This is a genomic window from Muricoccus harenae, assembly GCF_009848505.1.
GTDB lineage: Bacteria > Pseudomonadota > Alphaproteobacteria > Acetobacterales > Acetobacteraceae > Roseomonas > Roseomonas harenae.
On the sequence record NZ_WWDL01000039.1, the window covers coordinates 1 to 15161 of the forward strand.

15 protein-coding genes are annotated in these 15161 nt (G+C 69.7%); 7 read left to right on the forward strand and 8 right to left on the reverse strand.

The window, feature by feature from the left end; all coding sequences use genetic code 11:
* Positions 1-356, forward strand: a 356-nt coding sequence (locus tag GSE44_RS21770; protein WP_328799101.1) for a transketolase C-terminal domain-containing protein, incomplete at its 5' end; no start/stop codon positions are given.
* A 63-nt stretch (positions 357-419) separates the two neighbouring features.
* Here GSE44_RS21770 and GSE44_RS21775 read toward each other — a convergent pair.
* From GSE44_RS21775 to GSE44_RS21785, 3 genes are all read right to left on the reverse strand, one after another.
* Positions 420-995, reverse strand: a complete 576-nt coding sequence (locus GSE44_RS21775; RefSeq protein WP_159350946.1) for a cytochrome b — start codon at positions 993-995, stop codon at positions 420-422.
* Between the two features lie 370 nt (positions 996-1365).
* Entirely contained in the window at positions 1366-2337 is a 972-nt protein-coding gene (locus tag GSE44_RS21780) for a hydroxyacid dehydrogenase (RefSeq protein ID WP_159350947.1), read from the reverse strand.
* A 29-nt stretch (positions 2338-2366) separates the two neighbouring features.
* Positions 2367-3344 carry a tripartite tricarboxylate transporter substrate binding protein gene (locus GSE44_RS21785; RefSeq protein ID WP_159350948.1) on the reverse strand — a complete coding sequence of 326 codons (978 nt, stop codon included), beginning with the start codon at positions 3342-3344 and terminating at the stop codon, positions 2367-2369.
* 144 nt (positions 3345-3488) lie between these two features.
* Here GSE44_RS21785 and GSE44_RS21790 point away from each other — a divergent pair, with 144 nt between their 5' ends.
* A complete protein-coding gene (locus tag GSE44_RS21790; RefSeq protein WP_159350949.1) occupies positions 3489-4241 on the forward strand; it encodes a TlyA family RNA methyltransferase in 753 nt (250 codons plus the stop codon).
* A 66-nt stretch (positions 4242-4307) separates the two neighbouring features.
* Here GSE44_RS21790 and GSE44_RS21795 read toward each other — a convergent pair whose 3' ends face one another.
* The 4 genes from GSE44_RS21795 to fabI all read right to left on the reverse strand — a co-directional run bounded on the left by GSE44_RS21795 (position 4308) and on the right by fabI (position 7768).
* Positions 4308-4460 (reverse strand): peptide chain release factor 1, encoded by a 153-nt coding sequence (locus tag GSE44_RS21795; RefSeq protein WP_159350950.1) that lies wholly within the window; start codon positions 4458-4460, stop codon positions 4308-4310.
* A 109-nt stretch (positions 4461-4569) separates the two neighbouring features.
* A complete protein-coding gene (locus tag GSE44_RS21800; protein ID WP_159350951.1) occupies positions 4570-5769 on the reverse strand; it encodes a hypothetical protein in 1200 nt (399 codons plus the stop codon).
* A 67-nt stretch (positions 5770-5836) separates the two neighbouring features.
* Positions 5837-6943: a chorismate synthase gene (gene aroC / locus GSE44_RS21805; protein ID WP_159350952.1), complete on the reverse strand. Its 1107-nt coding sequence runs from the start codon at positions 6941-6943 to the stop codon at positions 5837-5839.
* Positions 6944-6955: 12 nt separating this feature from the next.
* A complete protein-coding gene (gene fabI, locus GSE44_RS21810; protein WP_235925056.1) occupies positions 6956-7768 on the reverse strand; it encodes an enoyl-ACP reductase FabI in 813 nt (270 codons plus the stop codon).
* A gap of 128 nt (positions 7769-7896) precedes the next feature.
* Here fabI and pdxH point away from each other — a divergent pair, with 128 nt between their 5' ends.
* The 3 genes from pdxH (at position 7897) to GSE44_RS21825 (ending at position 11005) form a co-directional block, all read left to right on the forward strand.
* Positions 7897-8529, forward strand: coding sequence for a pyridoxamine 5'-phosphate oxidase (gene pdxH / locus GSE44_RS21815; RefSeq protein ID WP_159350953.1), 633 nt, complete (start codon positions 7897-7899; stop codon positions 8527-8529).
* 24 nt (positions 8530-8553) lie between these two features.
* A complete protein-coding gene (locus GSE44_RS21820; RefSeq protein WP_159350954.1) occupies positions 8554-10038 on the forward strand; it encodes a bifunctional aminoglycoside phosphotransferase/ATP-binding protein in 1485 nt (494 codons plus the stop codon).
* Between the two features lie 91 nt (positions 10039-10129).
* Positions 10130-11005 (forward strand): universal stress protein, encoded by an 876-nt coding sequence (locus tag GSE44_RS21825; protein WP_159350955.1) that lies wholly within the window; start codon positions 10130-10132, stop codon positions 11003-11005.
* A 28-nt stretch (positions 11006-11033) separates the two neighbouring features.
* Here the strand turns inward: GSE44_RS21825 and GSE44_RS21830 are convergent, their stop codons facing one another.
* On the reverse strand, positions 11034-12857 hold the full coding sequence (locus tag GSE44_RS21830; protein ID WP_159350956.1) for an ABC-F family ATP-binding cassette domain-containing protein: 1824 nt from the start codon (positions 12855-12857) through the stop codon (positions 11034-11036).
* Between the two features lie 176 nt (positions 12858-13033).
* Here GSE44_RS21830 and GSE44_RS21835 point away from each other — a divergent pair, with 176 nt between their 5' ends.
* Positions 13034-14092 (forward strand): glycosyl hydrolase family 8, encoded by a 1059-nt coding sequence (locus GSE44_RS21835; RefSeq protein WP_159350957.1) that lies wholly within the window; start codon positions 13034-13036, stop codon positions 14090-14092.
* Positions 14093-14716: 624 nt separating this feature from the next.
* The gene (locus GSE44_RS21840) at positions 14717-15145 is read left to right on the forward strand and encodes a hypothetical protein (protein ID WP_159350958.1); all 429 of its coding nucleotides are present in this window, start codon (positions 14717-14719) and stop codon (positions 15143-15145) included.
* The last annotated feature ends 16 nt before the right edge of the window (positions 15146-15161 follow it).

Consider the following 15161-nt stretch of genomic DNA (forward strand, 5'->3'; position numbering starts at 1 on the left):
GCGCGGCCGACGAACTCGCCGCCCAGGGGCTGTCCTGCACGGTGGCGGATGCGCGCTTTGCCAAGCCGCTCGACACCGAACTCGTCGAGCGCCTCGCCCGCAACCACGCCGTCCTGCTCACCGTCGAGGAGGGCTCGGTGGGCGGCTTCGGGAGCCTCGTCGCCCACCACCTCGCCCATGCCGGACTGCTCGACGGCGGCCTGCGCTTCCGCCCCCTCACCCTGCCCGACCTCTATATCGACCACGAAACACCCAAAAAACAGTACGACACCGCCGGCCTCAACGCCCCACAAATCGCGCAAACCGCCCGCAACGCACTCGGACACAGCACAACAACACTGCCCGCAAGAGCGTGAACGGGGGGGCTGGTGGTCCCAACACCGCCAGCCAGGTTTGCTTCGAGGCTTCCGAGGTAGGGTCTAGAGCATCTTCCGCAGCGTGCCGTCGCGGCGGATGAACTGGTGCCACAATGCCGCGGTGACATGCAGGATGATCATGCCGACCAAGCTCCACGCCATCAGGCGGTGGATGAAGGTCAGGGTCTCAGCCAGCGGTATGTTCTTTCCAACCGGGTCCGGCAGCGGGACGAGGCCGAACCAGGTGAGTGGGAAGCCCCAGGCATTCGTGGCAACGAAGCCGACCACCGGCATGCTTAGCAGCCAGACATAGAAGGCGGTGTGGTTGGCGCGCGCGGCGAAGATCAGTGCGCGGGGCAGGTCGGCAGGAAGAGGCGGGGGTGGATGGCTGACGCGCCAGGCGAGGCGCGCGAGGGTCACGGCCCAGATCGTCACGCCGATGCTTTCATGGATGTTGTAGAGGGTAAGCTTGAATGCCTCGTCATCGGGTCGAGCATGGGCGATCCAAAGGCCGACGCCGGCGGCCGAGAGCACCAGCGCCACGGTGATCCAATGGAAAGCACGCGATGCCGAGCCGTAGCGAAGCGGTGGCTCACGCCGTGCCAGACTTCTTCCGATCCGCCTGGAGGTTCCACTCATGACCATCGAGGCCTCCCTCAGACGGGCCCTGCCCATGCGGTTGGACGGTAACACAACCCTCTTCTTTCACGCATCATGGACGGCGAGGCTCCGGACACGCGGCTCGCACGGGCTGCCGTGCTACTCGTCTGGCGTAGCCGCCGCGCGAGCTTGATGGCGGCCGAGGCGCTCGCCTCAAACCGGGCTGTGACCTTCGCTGTCGAATCACTCGGTGACGTTTTGCGCAGCCTCCTCGGCTGGTGCTGTTCGTCCTTTTCCCAGGCACATCACCATGGCCTTCCTTCCCCCGATCCTATGACGGGAGGGCGTGATCGGACTCATGACGCACGGCCGGCGCCGGGGCCTCTGACGAGGCCCGCGGCGGAGCGGCTCAGCGTGCCACCAGCACCTCCGGATTGACCACGGCGTCGAGGTCCGGATCGCCGGCCAGGAAGTCGAGCACGTTCCCGGCGGCATCCCAGGCCATGCGCTGCAGCCCCTCCGCCGTGCTGGCGGCGACATGCGGCGTGACGACGAGGTTCTCCAGCGCCAGCAGCGGCACCGGCGCCACCATCGGCTCCACCCGCAGCACGTCCAGCCCGGCGCCGCCGAGATGGCCGGAGCGCAGCGCCGCCTCCAGCGCCGCCTCTTCCACCAGCGTACCGCGCGCGGTGTTCACCAGCACGGCTCCCGGCTTCATGGCGGCGAGGAAGGCGGCATCCACCATGCCGCGCGTGGCGTCACTGGCTGGCAGGTGCAGGGTGACGATGTCGGCGGCCGCAAGTCCGGCATTCCGGTCCTTCACCACCTCATAGCCCGCGCCACGGATCGTGCCGGCCGGCATGAAGGGATCATGCACCATCACCTTCATGCCGAAGGCGGCGCAAAGCCGCGCAACGCGGGTGCCGATGCGGCCGAAGCCCAGCACCAGCACGCGGCGCCCGCCCAGCTCGAAGGTGCGGGACTGGCCCTGCACGCGCCACTCACCGCGGCGCACACCCGCATCCACCGGCAGCACCTGCCGAGCGACGGCCAGCATCAGCATCAGCGCATGCTCGGCCACCGAGGCCGCATTAGCCTCCGGCGTGATCATCACCAGCACGCCGCGTTGCGTCATCGCGGGCACGTCGACGAGGTCGTAGCCGACGCCGTGGCGGCAGACCATGCGGAGCTTCGGCGCGATGGCGAGCAAGGCGGAGTCGACCGCGCTGCCGCGCACGATCAGCGCCTCGGCATCACGCAATCGCGTGGCGAGATCCGGTCCGGCCATATCGCCGGGATGGTCCAGCGTCACGCCGGGCGCGTCGAGAAGACGCCGGATTCCATCAGGATGGATCGGGTCCACCACCACCACATGACGCATCGGCGCAGCTTCTGCCTGTGTTAGTGGCATCAGGGATTCGTGCTCCAGGGCGACCGCTCGTAAAGGGCCTTCGCCGCAGCCGCTTCGGTCATCACCGCGCTCCTGTAGGCGTCACCTATCAGCGGCCGCATCGGCAGGTTCAGCCGCTCCGCCTCCGCCAGGAAGACGGGATCCACCAGGATCGTTCTGAAGGCGTCCACAAGGCGCGCCGTGATCTCCGCCGGCAGTCCGGGGGGCGCGACGAAGCCGCGCGCCGAACCGCCCAGCACGTCGAGCCCCTGTTCGCGAATGGTGGGCACATCCGCCATCGCCGACCAGCGCTCCGGCGCGGCCTGGCCAAGGCAGCGCGTGCGCCCTTCGCGGAACAGCGAAAGCCCCTCGCTGACATTGTAGGAGGCAACATCGAGCTGGCCGCCCAGCAGGTCCCGGATGGCAATGGCGGTGCCGTTATAGGGCACGTGCAACGCCTTCACCCCCGCGGCAGCCTCGAAGGCGAGCAGGAGAAGGTGGTCGTCGGATGACGTGCCGGCGGCGGTACCGACCGAGACGGCCTCCGCGCGCTTCGCCGCGGCCTCCCTGAAATCGGCGATGGTGCGGAGCGGCGAGTCGGCCCGTACCCAGAACGCGCCCGGGTCATCCACCACATTGGCGATGTAGGTGAACTCCTCCGTCTTCCAGCGCACCGGGCGCTCCAACGCCTTGGTGATGAAGCTCAACGTCGCGACCGTGCCGAGGGTGTAGCCATCGGGGCGTGCGTTGAAGACGGCCTCATTGCCGATCTGGCCACCGGCGCCGACGCGATTGGCGACGACGAAGGTGGCGCCCGGAAGCTGCTGCGGCAGGTACTTCGTCAGCAGCCGCGCCACGATGTCGATCCCGCCCGAGGGCGGATAGGGGACGATGACCTCGATCGCGCGCCCGGCGGGCCAGGTGGTCTGGGCAAGGGCGGGGCGCGCGATAGCGGCGCCGGCCAGTGCGGCGCCCGCAAGGGCGCGACGGGTGATCATGGGCTTTCCTCCGGTTCCGGCGAGCGCCTGACGCTCTTACCTGCCTGTCTCCCCCGGACCGGCCGCGGCGACAAGCCCGCGCCGGCGGGTCGGCCTCAGCGGCGTGCCCTGCTATCTTACCTCCGGAGCGCCGGGAGGACCCACTTGCCCCAGACCAAGCCCGCCAAGCAGCGCGCCGATCTCGCCCTTGTGGAACGCGGCCTTGCCGAGAGCCGGACGCGCGCCCAGGCGCTGATCCTTGCCGGCAAGGTCTTCAGCGGCGAGCAGCGGGTCGACAAGCCGGGCCAGGTGCTGCGGGAGGACGATCCGCTGGAGGTGCGCGGCCAGGACCATCCCTGGGTCAGCCGCGGCGGGCTGAAGCTGGCGCATGGGCTGCAGGCCTTCGGGCTGGATCCGGCGAGCCGCGTCTGCATCGATGTCGGCGCCTCGACCGGGGGCTTTACCCATGTGCTGCTGCATCATGGAGCGGTGCGGGTTTACGCGGTGGATGTCGGCCATGGCCAACTCGCCTGGAATCTGCGCAACGATCCCCGCGTGGTGGTGCTGGAGCGGCTGAATGCCCGCTACCTTGAGGCCACGCATATTCCGGAGCCGGTAGGGGCGGTGGTCTGCGACGCCTCCTTCATCGGCCTCGCGACGGTACTGCCCGCCGCCCTGGCTCTGACCGCACCGGGTGCTTTCGCTGTCGCGCTGATCAAGCCGCAATTCGAGGCGGGGGCGAGGCTGGTGGGGAAGGGGGGCGTGGTGCGCGATCCCAATGTTCACCGTGCCGTCTGCGCCCGGGTGCAGCAATGGTGGTCCAGCCTGCCGGGTTGGGAGGTGCTGGGCATCACCGAGAGTCCGATCACCGGCCCGGAGGGGAACAAGGAGTTCCTGATCGGCGCCCGCCGCGCCTGAATTTCGGACGAAACAACTCGAAAAGGCTAGATCAGCCGCGGCCGAGGCTGCCCGAGCAGTAAGGGATCAGCGGCTGGCGGGCACCGGCGCGTCGCGCATGACGGGGGCGGAAAGACGCGCGGCCAGGGTCCAGACGCGGGCGGGGTCCATGCGCACATCCGGATCATTCAGAAGCCGATCCAGCTCTTCGAGCGCCTTATCCGCTTCAGCGTCCGTCATGCCTGTTTCCCTATCCCGCAGTGCAGCATGCGCTTGAACGTTGATGCTTGGCGAGGGTTTCCTGGCCGCCGGACCAGGAATCGGGTTCATTCTGGTGGGCGATCGTCTCTCAGAGCGAGGCCAGGGCAGGGAGGAGGGCGGCGTCGCTCGAGCTGGTGCAGCCGGGATTCCGGAAGCGCAACTCCCCCTCCACCACCGCGTCCGGTGATGCCATGCCGAACATCTCCATGCGGGAGGCGCAGGACACTGCCGAAATGCGGCGCGCCGCTTCGGTGGTCAGGAAGCGGCGCACAGTCCCTTCGAGTTCCCGCTGTTCCCGGAGGCCGCGCCATTCCTGGCGGGTCATGTCATCGAGGAAGACGGCAAGGATGCCCGCCCTCTGGCCGCCCAGCCGCTCCGAGGCAGTCGCCATGCGGCGGCAGGCTGCCTCGGCAATGTCGCTGGCCCGTCCGGCTTGCGCCGCCAGCACGAGCATATTGCCCTTGTCATGCGCGACCGCGAGATGCGCCTCGGGCCCGAACAGGGCGCGCAGACTGGCGGCCGGCTGGGCGGCCTGGGCGCCGGCGAGGATCAGCGGATCGAGCTTCAGCACGGCATCGGCGGCCGAGTCCTGTCGCTTTCGGTCCCGCAGCATGGCGACGATCCGGCGCTGCAGCGCGGCCACGTCCAGCGCATCGGCCCGCAGCCCTTCGGGCAGGGTCATCTTCAGCACGTAGCGGCCGGGATGGGCGGCGAGCCAAGTCTGGAGATCGGGATTAATGCCGTCGACCAGCATGCACCAGTCGCCGCGCAGTACATGCCGGCCCTCCTCGGCCGAGATAGTGTCGCAGACCACCTCCGCCTCCGCGCCGTTGCGGGAAATGAGGAGGTCATGCGGCGTGCCGTCCGCCAGGCCGGTGAAGCGCACCTCGAAGCCGCGCGCCCGGTGCAACGCCGCGACCCGCAGCAGGTGGAAGAGCGGAATGAGGTTGGCCTCGCCGGTGAGGCCCGACAGGATCCGGGCCCGCAGCCTCTGGCGCGACTCCGCTGGTAATTCGTTGGCGAGGTGCACTGCCTCGCGGACATAGGTGAGAAGCTGCCGCTCGGCGGCGCCGGCGCCCGCCATGCCATCCGGCGAGGAAAGCCGCTGCAGCAGCAGCTCAAGCGCGTGGCGCTCCTGTGCCGCACGGCCGGTGAGGGAAGAGAGGGCGGCTTGGCGTCCGATCTCCTCCATCCGCCGGGACCAATGCCGGCCACCCGCGAGCCCGAGGAAGCCGGCAAGAAGCTTCTGGTCGGGAGAGGCCTCAGCCCCGGATCTGCGGTTCGGCATCGGCCAGGCACCTCAAGGATGCCCTCCGAATAACCGAGTGCGGCAGTCGGATAAAGAACCGTTCCGATCAGTTTCTCGGGAGGCGGGTGGACAAGGGCGCGTTCGGTACCTGCGCGCGGTGGCGCAGCAGGGCATCGGCCAGCACGCATGCCATCATCGCCTCGCCCACGGGCACGCCGCGGATGCCGACGCAGGGATCGTGGCGGCCCTTGGTGACCAGCTCCCGCTCCTTGCCATGCCGGTCCACGGTGCGTCGGGCGACGAGGATGGAGGAGGTGGGCTTCACCGCGAAACGCGCGACGACAGGCTGGCCGGTGGAGATGCCGCCCTGCACCCCGCCCCCATGGTTGCTCAGGAAGTGCACCGTGCCGTCCGGCGCCATGCGCATCTCGTCGGCATTGTCCTCGCCGGTGAGGGCGGCGGCGGCGAAGCCCTCGCCGATCTCCACGCCCTTCACGGCATTGATCGACATGAGGGCGCTCGCGAGTTCGGCGTCCAGCTTGCCGTAGATGGGCGCACCAAGGCCGGGGGGGACGCCCTCGGCCACCACTTCCACCACCGCGCCGACGCTGGACCCGGCCTTGCGCAGGGCCAGGAGCTTCTCCTCCCAGCGGGCGGCGGCCTCACGGTCCGGGCAGAAGAAGTCGTTCTCCCGCACCGCCTTCCAGTCCCAGTTCGTCCGGTTCACGGCGTCTCCGCCCATGGCGACGAGGGCGCCGCGGATCGTCACGCCAGATCCCAGCACCTTACGCGCCACGGACCCGGCCGCCACCCGCATTGCCGTCTCCCGCGCCGAGGAACGCCCGCCGCCACGATAGTCCCGCACCCCATATTTCAGGTGGTAGGCGAGGTCAGCATGGCCGGGGCGGAAGCTGTCGGCGATCTCGCCATAGTCGCGGGAGCGCTGGTCCTTGTTCTCGATCAGCAGAGAGATCGGGGTGCCGGTGGTCAGCCCCTCGAAAGTGCCGGAGAGGATGCGGACCTCGTCCGGCTCCTGCCGCTGCGTCACGAACTTGGACTGCCCCGGCCGGCGGAGGTCCAGCCAGGGCTGGATGTCGGCTTCGGTCAGCGAAAGCCCCGGCGGGCAGCCATCCACCACCCCGCCAATAGCGGGGCCGTGGCTCTCGCCCCAGGTGGTGACGCGGAAGAGATGGCCGAAAGTGTTGTGGGACATGGCGAGGGGCGTTCAGCCCTTCTCGATGGTGATGTCCGGCGCGTCGGGGTGCTTCATGCCGACGATGTGGTAGCCGCAATCCACATGGTGCACCTCGCCCGTAACGCCGCCGGAAAGCGGGGAAAGGAGGTAGAGGCCGGAGCCGCCCACCTCCTCCAGCCCGACATTGCGGCGCATCGGCGAGTTGTACTGGTTCCACTTCAGGATATAGCGGAAGTCGCCGATGCCGCTTGCCGCCAGCGTCTTGATGGGCCCGGCCGAAATGGCGTTCACCCGGATGCCGACATCGCCGAGATCGGCCGCCATGTAGCGCACGCTTGCCTCCAGCGCGGCCTTGGCCACGCCCATGACATTGTAATGCGGCGTCCAGCGCTCGGCGCCGAGATAGGTGAGGGTGAGCAGCGACCCGCCCGGCTTCATCATCGCCGCCGCCCGCCGGGACACCGAGACGAAGGAGAAGCAGGAGATGTCGAGCGCCTGGAGGAAGGCCTCCTTCGGCGTGTCGAGATAGCGGCCGCGCAGATACTGCTTGTCCGCGAAGCCGATGGCATGGACGAGGAAGTCGATCCCGCCCCAGCGTTCCTTCACCTGGTCGAAGGCTGTGTCGATAGCGGCCTCGTCCGACACGTCGCAGGGCACCAGCAGGTCCGAGCCGATGCTGGCCGCCAGCGGCCGCACCCGCTTCTCCAGCGCCTCGCCCTGATAGGTGAAGGCGACTTCAGCTCCCTGGGCCGCAACGGCCTGAGCGATGGCCCAGGCGATCGAGCGGTCGTTCGCGACGCCCATCACTATGCCCCGCTTCCCCTGCATCAGCGTGCCCTTCATCGGCAGGGAGGCGGCATCAGCCACGGTCTTGGCGTCTTCCACGGGGCGTCCTCCACAGGGGCAGGCATCAGTTGCGACGGGCCCGGAGGGGTGGCACACCGCATGGAACGGAACAAGGGGCCGCACGCATGAGCCTGACCACAGAGGTCCCCGCCGGCGAGGCCCATATCGCCGGGATCCCCGACGCAACGGAGCCCTACGGCCTGTTCGAGGCGTGGTTCGCGGACGCGACCCTGCGCGAGCCGAATGACCCGAACGCCATGTGCCTGGCCACCACCTCCGCCGATGGCTGGCCCTCGGCGCGCATGGTGCTGCTGAAGGGCCGGGACGAGCGCGGATTCGTCTTCTACACCAATGAGGAGAGCCGAAAGGGCGCGGAGCTGCTGTCCAACCCCCGCGCGGCGCTCTGCTTCCACTGGAAGTCGCTCCGGCGGCAGGTGCGGGTGGAGGGGACGGTGGAGCGCGTGACGGCCGCCGAATCCGATGCCTATTACGCCTCCCGCCCGCGCGGCTCGCGGATCGCCGCCTGGAGCTCGATCCAGTCCCGGCCGCTCGCCAGCCGCGCGGAGTTCGAGGCCCGGATCGTCGAATACGAGACGCTCTACCCCGGCGAGGCAGTGCCGCGGCCGCCGCATTGGGGCGGGTTCCGCGTGCTGCCGCTGCGCATCGAGTTCTGGCAGGACATGCCCTTCCGCCGCCACGACCGCCTGGTCTTCGAGCGAAAGGGAGAGGGGTGGAGCACCGGGCGCCTGTACCCGTGAAGCCTGTTTCGTGAAGGCGCATTCTTGACCATTCCGGCGACGCAGGCGCGCGCGGCGGCGCTGCTCGCGCGCCTCACCGGTGGAGCGCAGCCGGTGGAGACACATATCTCGGCCGTTTTCGTTGGTCCCGACCGGGTGCTGAAGCTGAAGAAGGCTGTCAGCCTCGGATTTCTCGATTTCAGCGCCGCCGCTGACCGACGCCGCTACGCGGAGCGCGAGTTGGCCCTCAACGCGCCCTCCGCGCCGACCCTCTACCGAGCCGTGCATGGCATCCCGGCCGAGGCTGACCGCCTGCTGCCGCCCGACGATCCGGCGGCCACGGATTGGGCGCTTGAGATGGCGCCAGTGCCCCCCGCCGACTTCCTCGATGCCGTGGCTGCGCGCGGCGCGCTGGACGAGGCGATGCAGGATGCGCTGGCGGATGCCGTCATAGCCCTCCAAGCGGGTTACGAGCCCGCACGGCCCGGCTCCGATCCCGTGATGCGCTTCGCCGCAGTGCTGCGGGGCAATGCGCGCGCTGCGATGGGCGCCGGGCTGGAATCGGCGCGTGTCCTCGCCTGGAGGCGCGCCACAGGGCCGTGGCTGCGGCAGCTCGCGCCGCTGTTGCGCGCGCGGTCCGCGGAGGGGCGCATCCGCCGCTGCCATGGCGATCTGCATCTCGGGAACCTCGTCCTTTGGGAGGGCCGCCCCACGCCGTTTGACGCGCTGGAGTTCGATGAGGAACTCGCGACTGTCGACACGGGCTATGACCTTGCCTTTCTCGTCGCAGACCTGCTGCGGCGCTGCGGGCGGGAGGCCGCCTGCCGCGTCCTCAACCGCGTGGTGGCGCTTGGCGGCGACGTAGGGATGGTCGCCGCGATGCCGCTCTGGCTTTCCTGCCGCGCGATGATCCGGGCGCATTGCCTCGCGCGGATGGAGGGGCAGAAGGCAGGTTCGGACGCCTTCCTGGCAGAGGCCGAAGCCTATCTCACGCCACCGCCCGCGCGTCTCGTCGCCGTCGGCGGGTTGCAGGGGACCGGAAAGACCCGACTCGGCCGCGCCCTTTCGCCGCGCTTTGGCGCCGCGCCCGGTGCGCTACATCTGCGAAGCGACGAGATCCGTAAGCGCCTGGCCGGCGTCGCGCCGGAAGACGCATTGCCGCCCGGCGCCTATACCCCCGCCGCGAGCGATGCCGTGCATGACGCGCTGTTCGCGGCGGCGGAGACGGCACTGCGCGGCGGCCAATGCGTCCTGGCCGACGCCGCCTTCCTGGATCAGGCGCGACGTGCAGGGATCGAGGCGGTGGCGCGCCGGGCGGGGGTACCCTTCGCCGGGCTCTGGCTGGAAGCGCCGCTCGACCTGCTCCGTAAGCGGGTTGCGGCCCGGCGGGGCGACGCCTCCGATGCCACGGTGGAGGTGCTTGAGCACGCGGCCAGGCATTCCCTGGGCGATATCACCTGGAACCGCATCGACGCCTCGGCGGATCCCCTGGCGGCTGCGATTGCAGCGGCCCACCTCTCCTCATGCTAGACTGGTGATTGCCCGGCCGGATTCGGCCGGGCGCGGGGGAGGGGAAGTCACGCCAGCTCCTTCCGCCGGAACACGACGGAGTCCCGCAGACATGGCCTACCGCCGCATCCTCCTGCCCCTGACTGGCACCGCCGCCGGCGAGGCGGCCCTGCAGACCGCGGTGATGACCGCGCGCATCTGGCATTCGCATGTGCATTGCATCCATGTCCGCGTGGATGCGCGCGACGTGGCGCCGCTGGCCGGCGAAGGCCTCTCGGGCGCCATGATCGAGGAGATGATGGCAGCCACCGAACGAGAATCGGGTGATCGTGCCAGCCGCGTGCAGGCGCTGTTCAACCGCTTCGTGGACGGCAAGGACGTGGTCCTGGCCAGCTCGGCCGAGGCCGCCGAGAAGGCGGATGCCGCCACCCTCTCCTTCGCCTCCGTCGCGGGGCGGGAGGAGGACCTGGTGGCGCAGCAATCGCGCCTCTACGACATGGCGGTGGTCCCACATCCGGATTCAGGAGAGGACGTCTCCTCCTCGGATGCGCTGCACGCCATCCTGTTCGACAGCGGCCGCCCGGTGCTGATTGCGCCGCGCCTGCCGCCCACCAGCATCGGGACCCGCGTCTGTTGCGCCTGGAATGGCACGGCGGAGAGCGCGGCCGCGATCGCCGCCGCGCTGCCCTGGCTGCACCGCGCCGAGGCGGTCCGCGTGCTGCACAGCAAGGACTACCAGCGCCGCGGGCCGGATGTGAACGGCATCCTCGCCTATCTGCGCTGGCACAACATCACGGCCGAACCGGTGGAATTCTCTCCGGTGACGCGCGAGGTGGGCGCCGGGCTGCTGGGCGCCGCGCGAGACTTCGGCGCGGACCTGCTCTGCATGGGCGCCTACAGCCACTCGCGCATCCGCCAGCTGATCCTGGGCGGCGTCACCCGGCACGTGCTGGAGAATGCCGATATGCCCGTGATGATGTGCCGCTGAGCGGCTGAAGCAGCTGCCCGCGCGCCGGTCAGCGCGCGGGCGTCGCCTCGGCTTCCTCGCGCCGCATCTCCAGTTCCAGCCAGCGCTCTTCGGCAGCCGCCAGCGCGGCCTGGCGCTGCGCGAGCAGCTCCGTTGCCTTGGCGAAGCGCGCCGCATCGCGCGCATAGAGCTGTGGATCCGCCAGGATGTCGTTCAGCTTCGCGATTTCGGCCGACAGCTTTTCCATCTCGCCCGGCAGCGTCTTCAGCGCCTGCCGCTCGCCCATGGTGAGGCGCTGGCGTGCGGGCGAGGCGGGCGCCTGGGCCTCCGCCGCTCGCTTCGCCGCAGGGGTGGCGGCCTGGGCCTCCATCCGCGCCCGCACGCCATGGCCGCGCTGCGCCACCATATCGGAATAGCCGCCGGCATAGTCCTGCCACCGGCCCTCGCCCTCATAGGCGATCACGCTGGTCGCCACGCGGTCAAGGAAGTCGCGGTCATGGCTCACCACGAGCACCGTGCCGGGGTAGTCGGCGATCATCTCCTGCAGCAGGTCGAGCGTCTCGAGGTCCAGGTCATTGGTCGGCTCGTCCAGCACCAGCAGGTTGCTCGGCCGCGCCATGGCGCGCGCCAGCATCACCCGCGCCCGCTCGCCGCCCGAGAGAACGCCGAGTGGCGTGCGCGCCTGCTCCGGCAGGAAGAGGAAGTCCTTCATGTAGCCAATGACGTGGCGCGGCGTGCCGCCCACATGCACCATGTCGCCCCGCCCCTCGGTCAGCGCGTCCGACAGGGTCATGGAGGGGTCGAGGCTCGCCCGGCGCTGGTCCAGCGCGACCTTCTCGATGCCGGTGCCGAGGCGCACCTCGCCGGAATCCGGCGGCAACTCGCCGGTCAGCATGTTGAGCAGCGTCGTCTTGCCGGCGCCGTTCGGGCCAACGATCCCCACCCGGTCCCCACGCAGGATCCTGACCGAGACATCCCGCACGACAGTTCGGTCGCCGAAGGACTTCGAGATCCCCTCGGCTGAAACCACCTGGCTGCCCGACCCATCGGCTTCGGTCGAGGCGAGCCGCACCCCACCCTGCGGCCCGCGCCGCTGCCGGTGTTTCTCCCGCAGTGACTGCAATTCGCCGACGCGCCGCATGTTGCGCTTGCGCCGGGCCGTGACGCCGTAGCGTAGCCAATGCTCCTCCCGCACGATCTCGCGGGCGAGCTTGTGGGCGTCGCGCTCCTCCTCCTCCAGCACCTGGTCGCGCCAGGCCTCGAACTGCGCGAAGCCCTGCTCCAGCCGGCGCGTGGTGCCGCGGTCCAGCCAGACCATGGCGCGGGAGAGGGATTCCAGGAAACGCCGGTCATGGCTGATCAGGACAAGGGCGGCCCGCATTCCGGCCAGCTCGGATTCCAGCCATTCAATTGCCGGCAGGTCGAGGTGGTTCGTGGGTTCATCGAGCAGCAGGATGTCGGGGGAGGGGGCGATGGCGGCGGCCAGTGCCGCCCGCCGCGCTTCGCCACCGGACAGGCTGGCGGGCGCCTCCTCGCCAGTCAGTCCCAACTGCTCGAGTAGGTACCGGGCCCGGTAGTGATCGTCCCCCGGGCCGAGCGCCGCCTCGACATAGGAAAGCGTCGTCGCATGGCCCGAGAGGTCGGGCTCCTGCGGCAGGTAGCGGAGTGTGGCGCCGGGCTGAAGGAAGCGCGAGCCACCATCGGGCGTCACCAGCCCCGCCGCGATCTTGAGAAGGGTGGACTTGCCGGAGCCGTTGCGGCCGACCAGGGCAAGCCGCTCGCCCGGGCCGACAGACAGCGTAGCGTCGCGCAGGAGCGGCGTGGTGCCGAAGCCCTGCCGAATATCCTGGAGAAGAAGGAGAGGGGGTGCCATTGGGCGCCATATGGCATTTCAGCCACGGCTTGGCACGGGGTAAGGCGCGGGCATTGGGCCACTCGCCTTTCGCTGGCATCTCAGAAACGTGAACGGTACAGTTTCGCCTGCTGGAAGGGCTGGGTAAACCCCGCGCCTTAAGCAAATCCTCACCTTCGCTACTGCAGGCTGCACGAATGCCGATCTTCATCCCGCGCCGCACGGCGCTGGGCCTCCTGGGCTGCGGAGCCGTTGCTTTGTCCCAAAGCAGCCGGGCGCGTGCCGCTGAGGCCGCGCGTGACTGGACGGCGTTTAAGTCCCGCTTCCTCGCGCCCGAGGGGCGCGTGATCGACAACGGCAACAACAACCAGTCCCATTCTGAGGGCCAGGGCTGGGGCCTGACCCTGGCCGAGCACCACGACGACCGGGCCGCCTTCGACCAGATGCTGGTCTGGACCCGCCGTAACCTCCGCCGAGGAACGGACCATCTGCATGCATGGCGCTGGCGGCCAGATCGGCGGCCGGCCGTGCAGGACACCAACAACGCGACCGATGGCGACCTCTTCATCGCCAGCGCCCTGCTGCGCGGCGGCCGGCGCTGGTCCGATCCCGCCCTGACGGAGGAGGGAACGGCCGTCGCTCGCGACGTGCTCCGCCTGCTGGTGCGGCGTGCCGGTGGCAGCATCGTTCTGCTTCCCGGGGCGCGGGGCTTCGAGCACCGCACCCATGTGGTGATCAACCCTTCCTATTATTCCTACCCGGCCATCGCGACCCTCGCCGAGGCAGTGCCCGACCCCGCTTGGCTCCGCATGGCTGGCGATGGGCTTCGCCTGCTGCGTGCCGCGCGCTTCGGGCGCTGGGGGCTTTCGCCGGACTGGCTTTCCGTCGCCCGGCTCGATGGCCGAGTCTCGCCAGCTGAGGGATGGCCGGCGCGCTTCTCCTATGACGCGGTGCGGGTGCCCCTCTGGCTGGCCTGGGCAGGGCTCGCTGATGAGGCGGCCGTTGCCGGCCCGCTGAACTTCTGGTCCGACGCCACCCTCCGCCAGATCCCGGCCTGGGCCGATCTCTCCACGGACACTGTCTCGCCCTATGCCGCCGGGGCCGGCGTTACGGAGATCGCCCGCTTCGTTGCCGCCGAGCGCGGCGGTCGCTGGGACCGCCAGGTAGAACAATCCGTTGGAGAACGTGACTATTATGACACAGCACTGATGATGCTCACGCGTATGGGAGCCTCCGAGCGCGGGAGGGTTATCTAAAAGGTTTAAGATTGCCCCAAAATTAAGATAGGCTCTGCGGGTCTCGAGGGATTCGTTCCCCGCTGGGGCTGGGGGAGTGCTGTGATGGGTCAGGACACGGATGTGGCGAGGATGGCAGCGGCCCTCCGCTCCCCCTCCCTGAGATATCGCAGCTTCGGCAACGAACCTGTCCGCAACCCGCCGCCTGCGCCCCCGCCCGCCGAGGACTCAGCCTTCAGCATCCTGGGGGATGCCTTGGCCGGAGTAAGCAGTCTTTCAGCGGACACGGTGCTCGGGGGCGAAGCCCCGCTTCCGGAAGAGCCGGCGCGCGGAGCCTTCGTGGAACCGGCGCCCGTCGCCCCGCAGCCCTATGCCGCCCCGCAAGCCAAACCGGCGGAGCGGATGCCGGTGGAGGCGCCGCCGAGCCACTCTTACGTTTCTGCAGCAGCGGCCGAGCCCGCGTATCAGCCGCCCCTGCCGACCTCGGCTCCTCCCGTGATGGCGGCGGTCATGGCTCCGCCCCTCATCGATCCTGCTCCGGCTCCTCCGATTGTCGCTCCCTCGGTTGGGGCTCCGTCCGGGCTGGCTGCCCCGATACGGCCGGCGCCGGTGCCGGTCGCCCCCGTGGCGCACCGCGCAGTCGTGATGCCTGCGCCGGTTCCCTCGGCACCTCAGCCTGAGCCGGCCCGCTACGATGCCCCGGACTCCAACCTTCTTCAGGTCTTGCTCGGCCCGCCGCCCGCCGGGCCCGCGCCGCAGCCTGTGCCTGTCACCGCAGCCGCGCCGCGCGCCGCCAGGCTGGTGGTGCCGTCCCTGCTTGAAACCGCCTCGGGCTGGCCGCCGGCACGGCTCGGGGGGAGCACGGGGTCAACGCTGCTGGACGCGCTGGTCGGTGCCTCGGTGGCGCCCACCGCTGCGCATTTCTCACTCCTGGATGCGCTGGGGGATGCCATGCGCGGCACGGCGGCGGAGCCCTCGCCTCGGCACTGGCCGGCCGCACGCGTCGACATCGCCCTCTCGGAACTGTTGCGCCGCGTCGCCGCTGGCGTCCGTTTCGCTCGAACTGCCGCCTGAGTTCAGGAGCCCCGCT

Coding starts and splice junctions, on each gene's coding strand:
- GSE44_RS21775 (WP_159350946.1), bottom strand. CDS start 995: ATGAGTGGAACCTCCAGGCGGATCGGAAGAAGTCTGGCACGGCGTGAG.
- GSE44_RS21780 (WP_159350947.1), bottom strand. CDS start 2,337: ATGCGTCATGTGGTGGTGGTGGACCCGATCCATCCTGATGGAATCCGG.
- GSE44_RS21785 (WP_159350948.1), bottom strand. CDS start 3,344: ATGATCACCCGTCGCGCCCTTGCGGGCGCCGCACTGGCCGGCGCCGCT.
- GSE44_RS21795 (WP_159350950.1), bottom strand. CDS start 4,460: ATGACGGACGCTGAAGCGGATAAGGCGCTCGAAGAGCTGGATCGGCTT.
- GSE44_RS21800 (WP_159350951.1), bottom strand. CDS start 5,769: ATGCCGAACCGCAGATCCGGGGCTGAGGCCTCTCCCGACCAGAAGCTT.
- aroC (WP_159350952.1), bottom strand. CDS start 6,943: ATGTCCCACAACACTTTCGGCCATCTCTTCCGCGTCACCACCTGGGGC.
- fabI (WP_235925056.1), bottom strand. CDS start 7,768: ATGAAGGGCACGCTGATGCAGGGGAAGCGGGGCATAGTGATGGGCGTC.
- pdxH (WP_159350953.1), top strand. CDS start 7,897: ATGAGCCTGACCACAGAGGTCCCCGCCGGCGAGGCCCATATCGCCGGG.
- GSE44_RS21825 (WP_159350955.1), top strand. CDS start 10,130: ATGGCCTACCGCCGCATCCTCCTGCCCCTGACTGGCACCGCCGCCGGC.
- GSE44_RS21830 (WP_159350956.1), bottom strand. CDS start 12,857: ATGGCACCCCCTCTCCTTCTTCTCCAGGATATTCGGCAGGGCTTCGGC.
- GSE44_RS21835 (WP_159350957.1), top strand. CDS start 13,034: ATGCCGATCTTCATCCCGCGCCGCACGGCGCTGGGCCTCCTGGGCTGC.
- GSE44_RS21840 (WP_159350958.1), top strand. CDS start 14,717: ATGCCTGCGCCGGTTCCCTCGGCACCTCAGCCTGAGCCGGCCCGCTAC.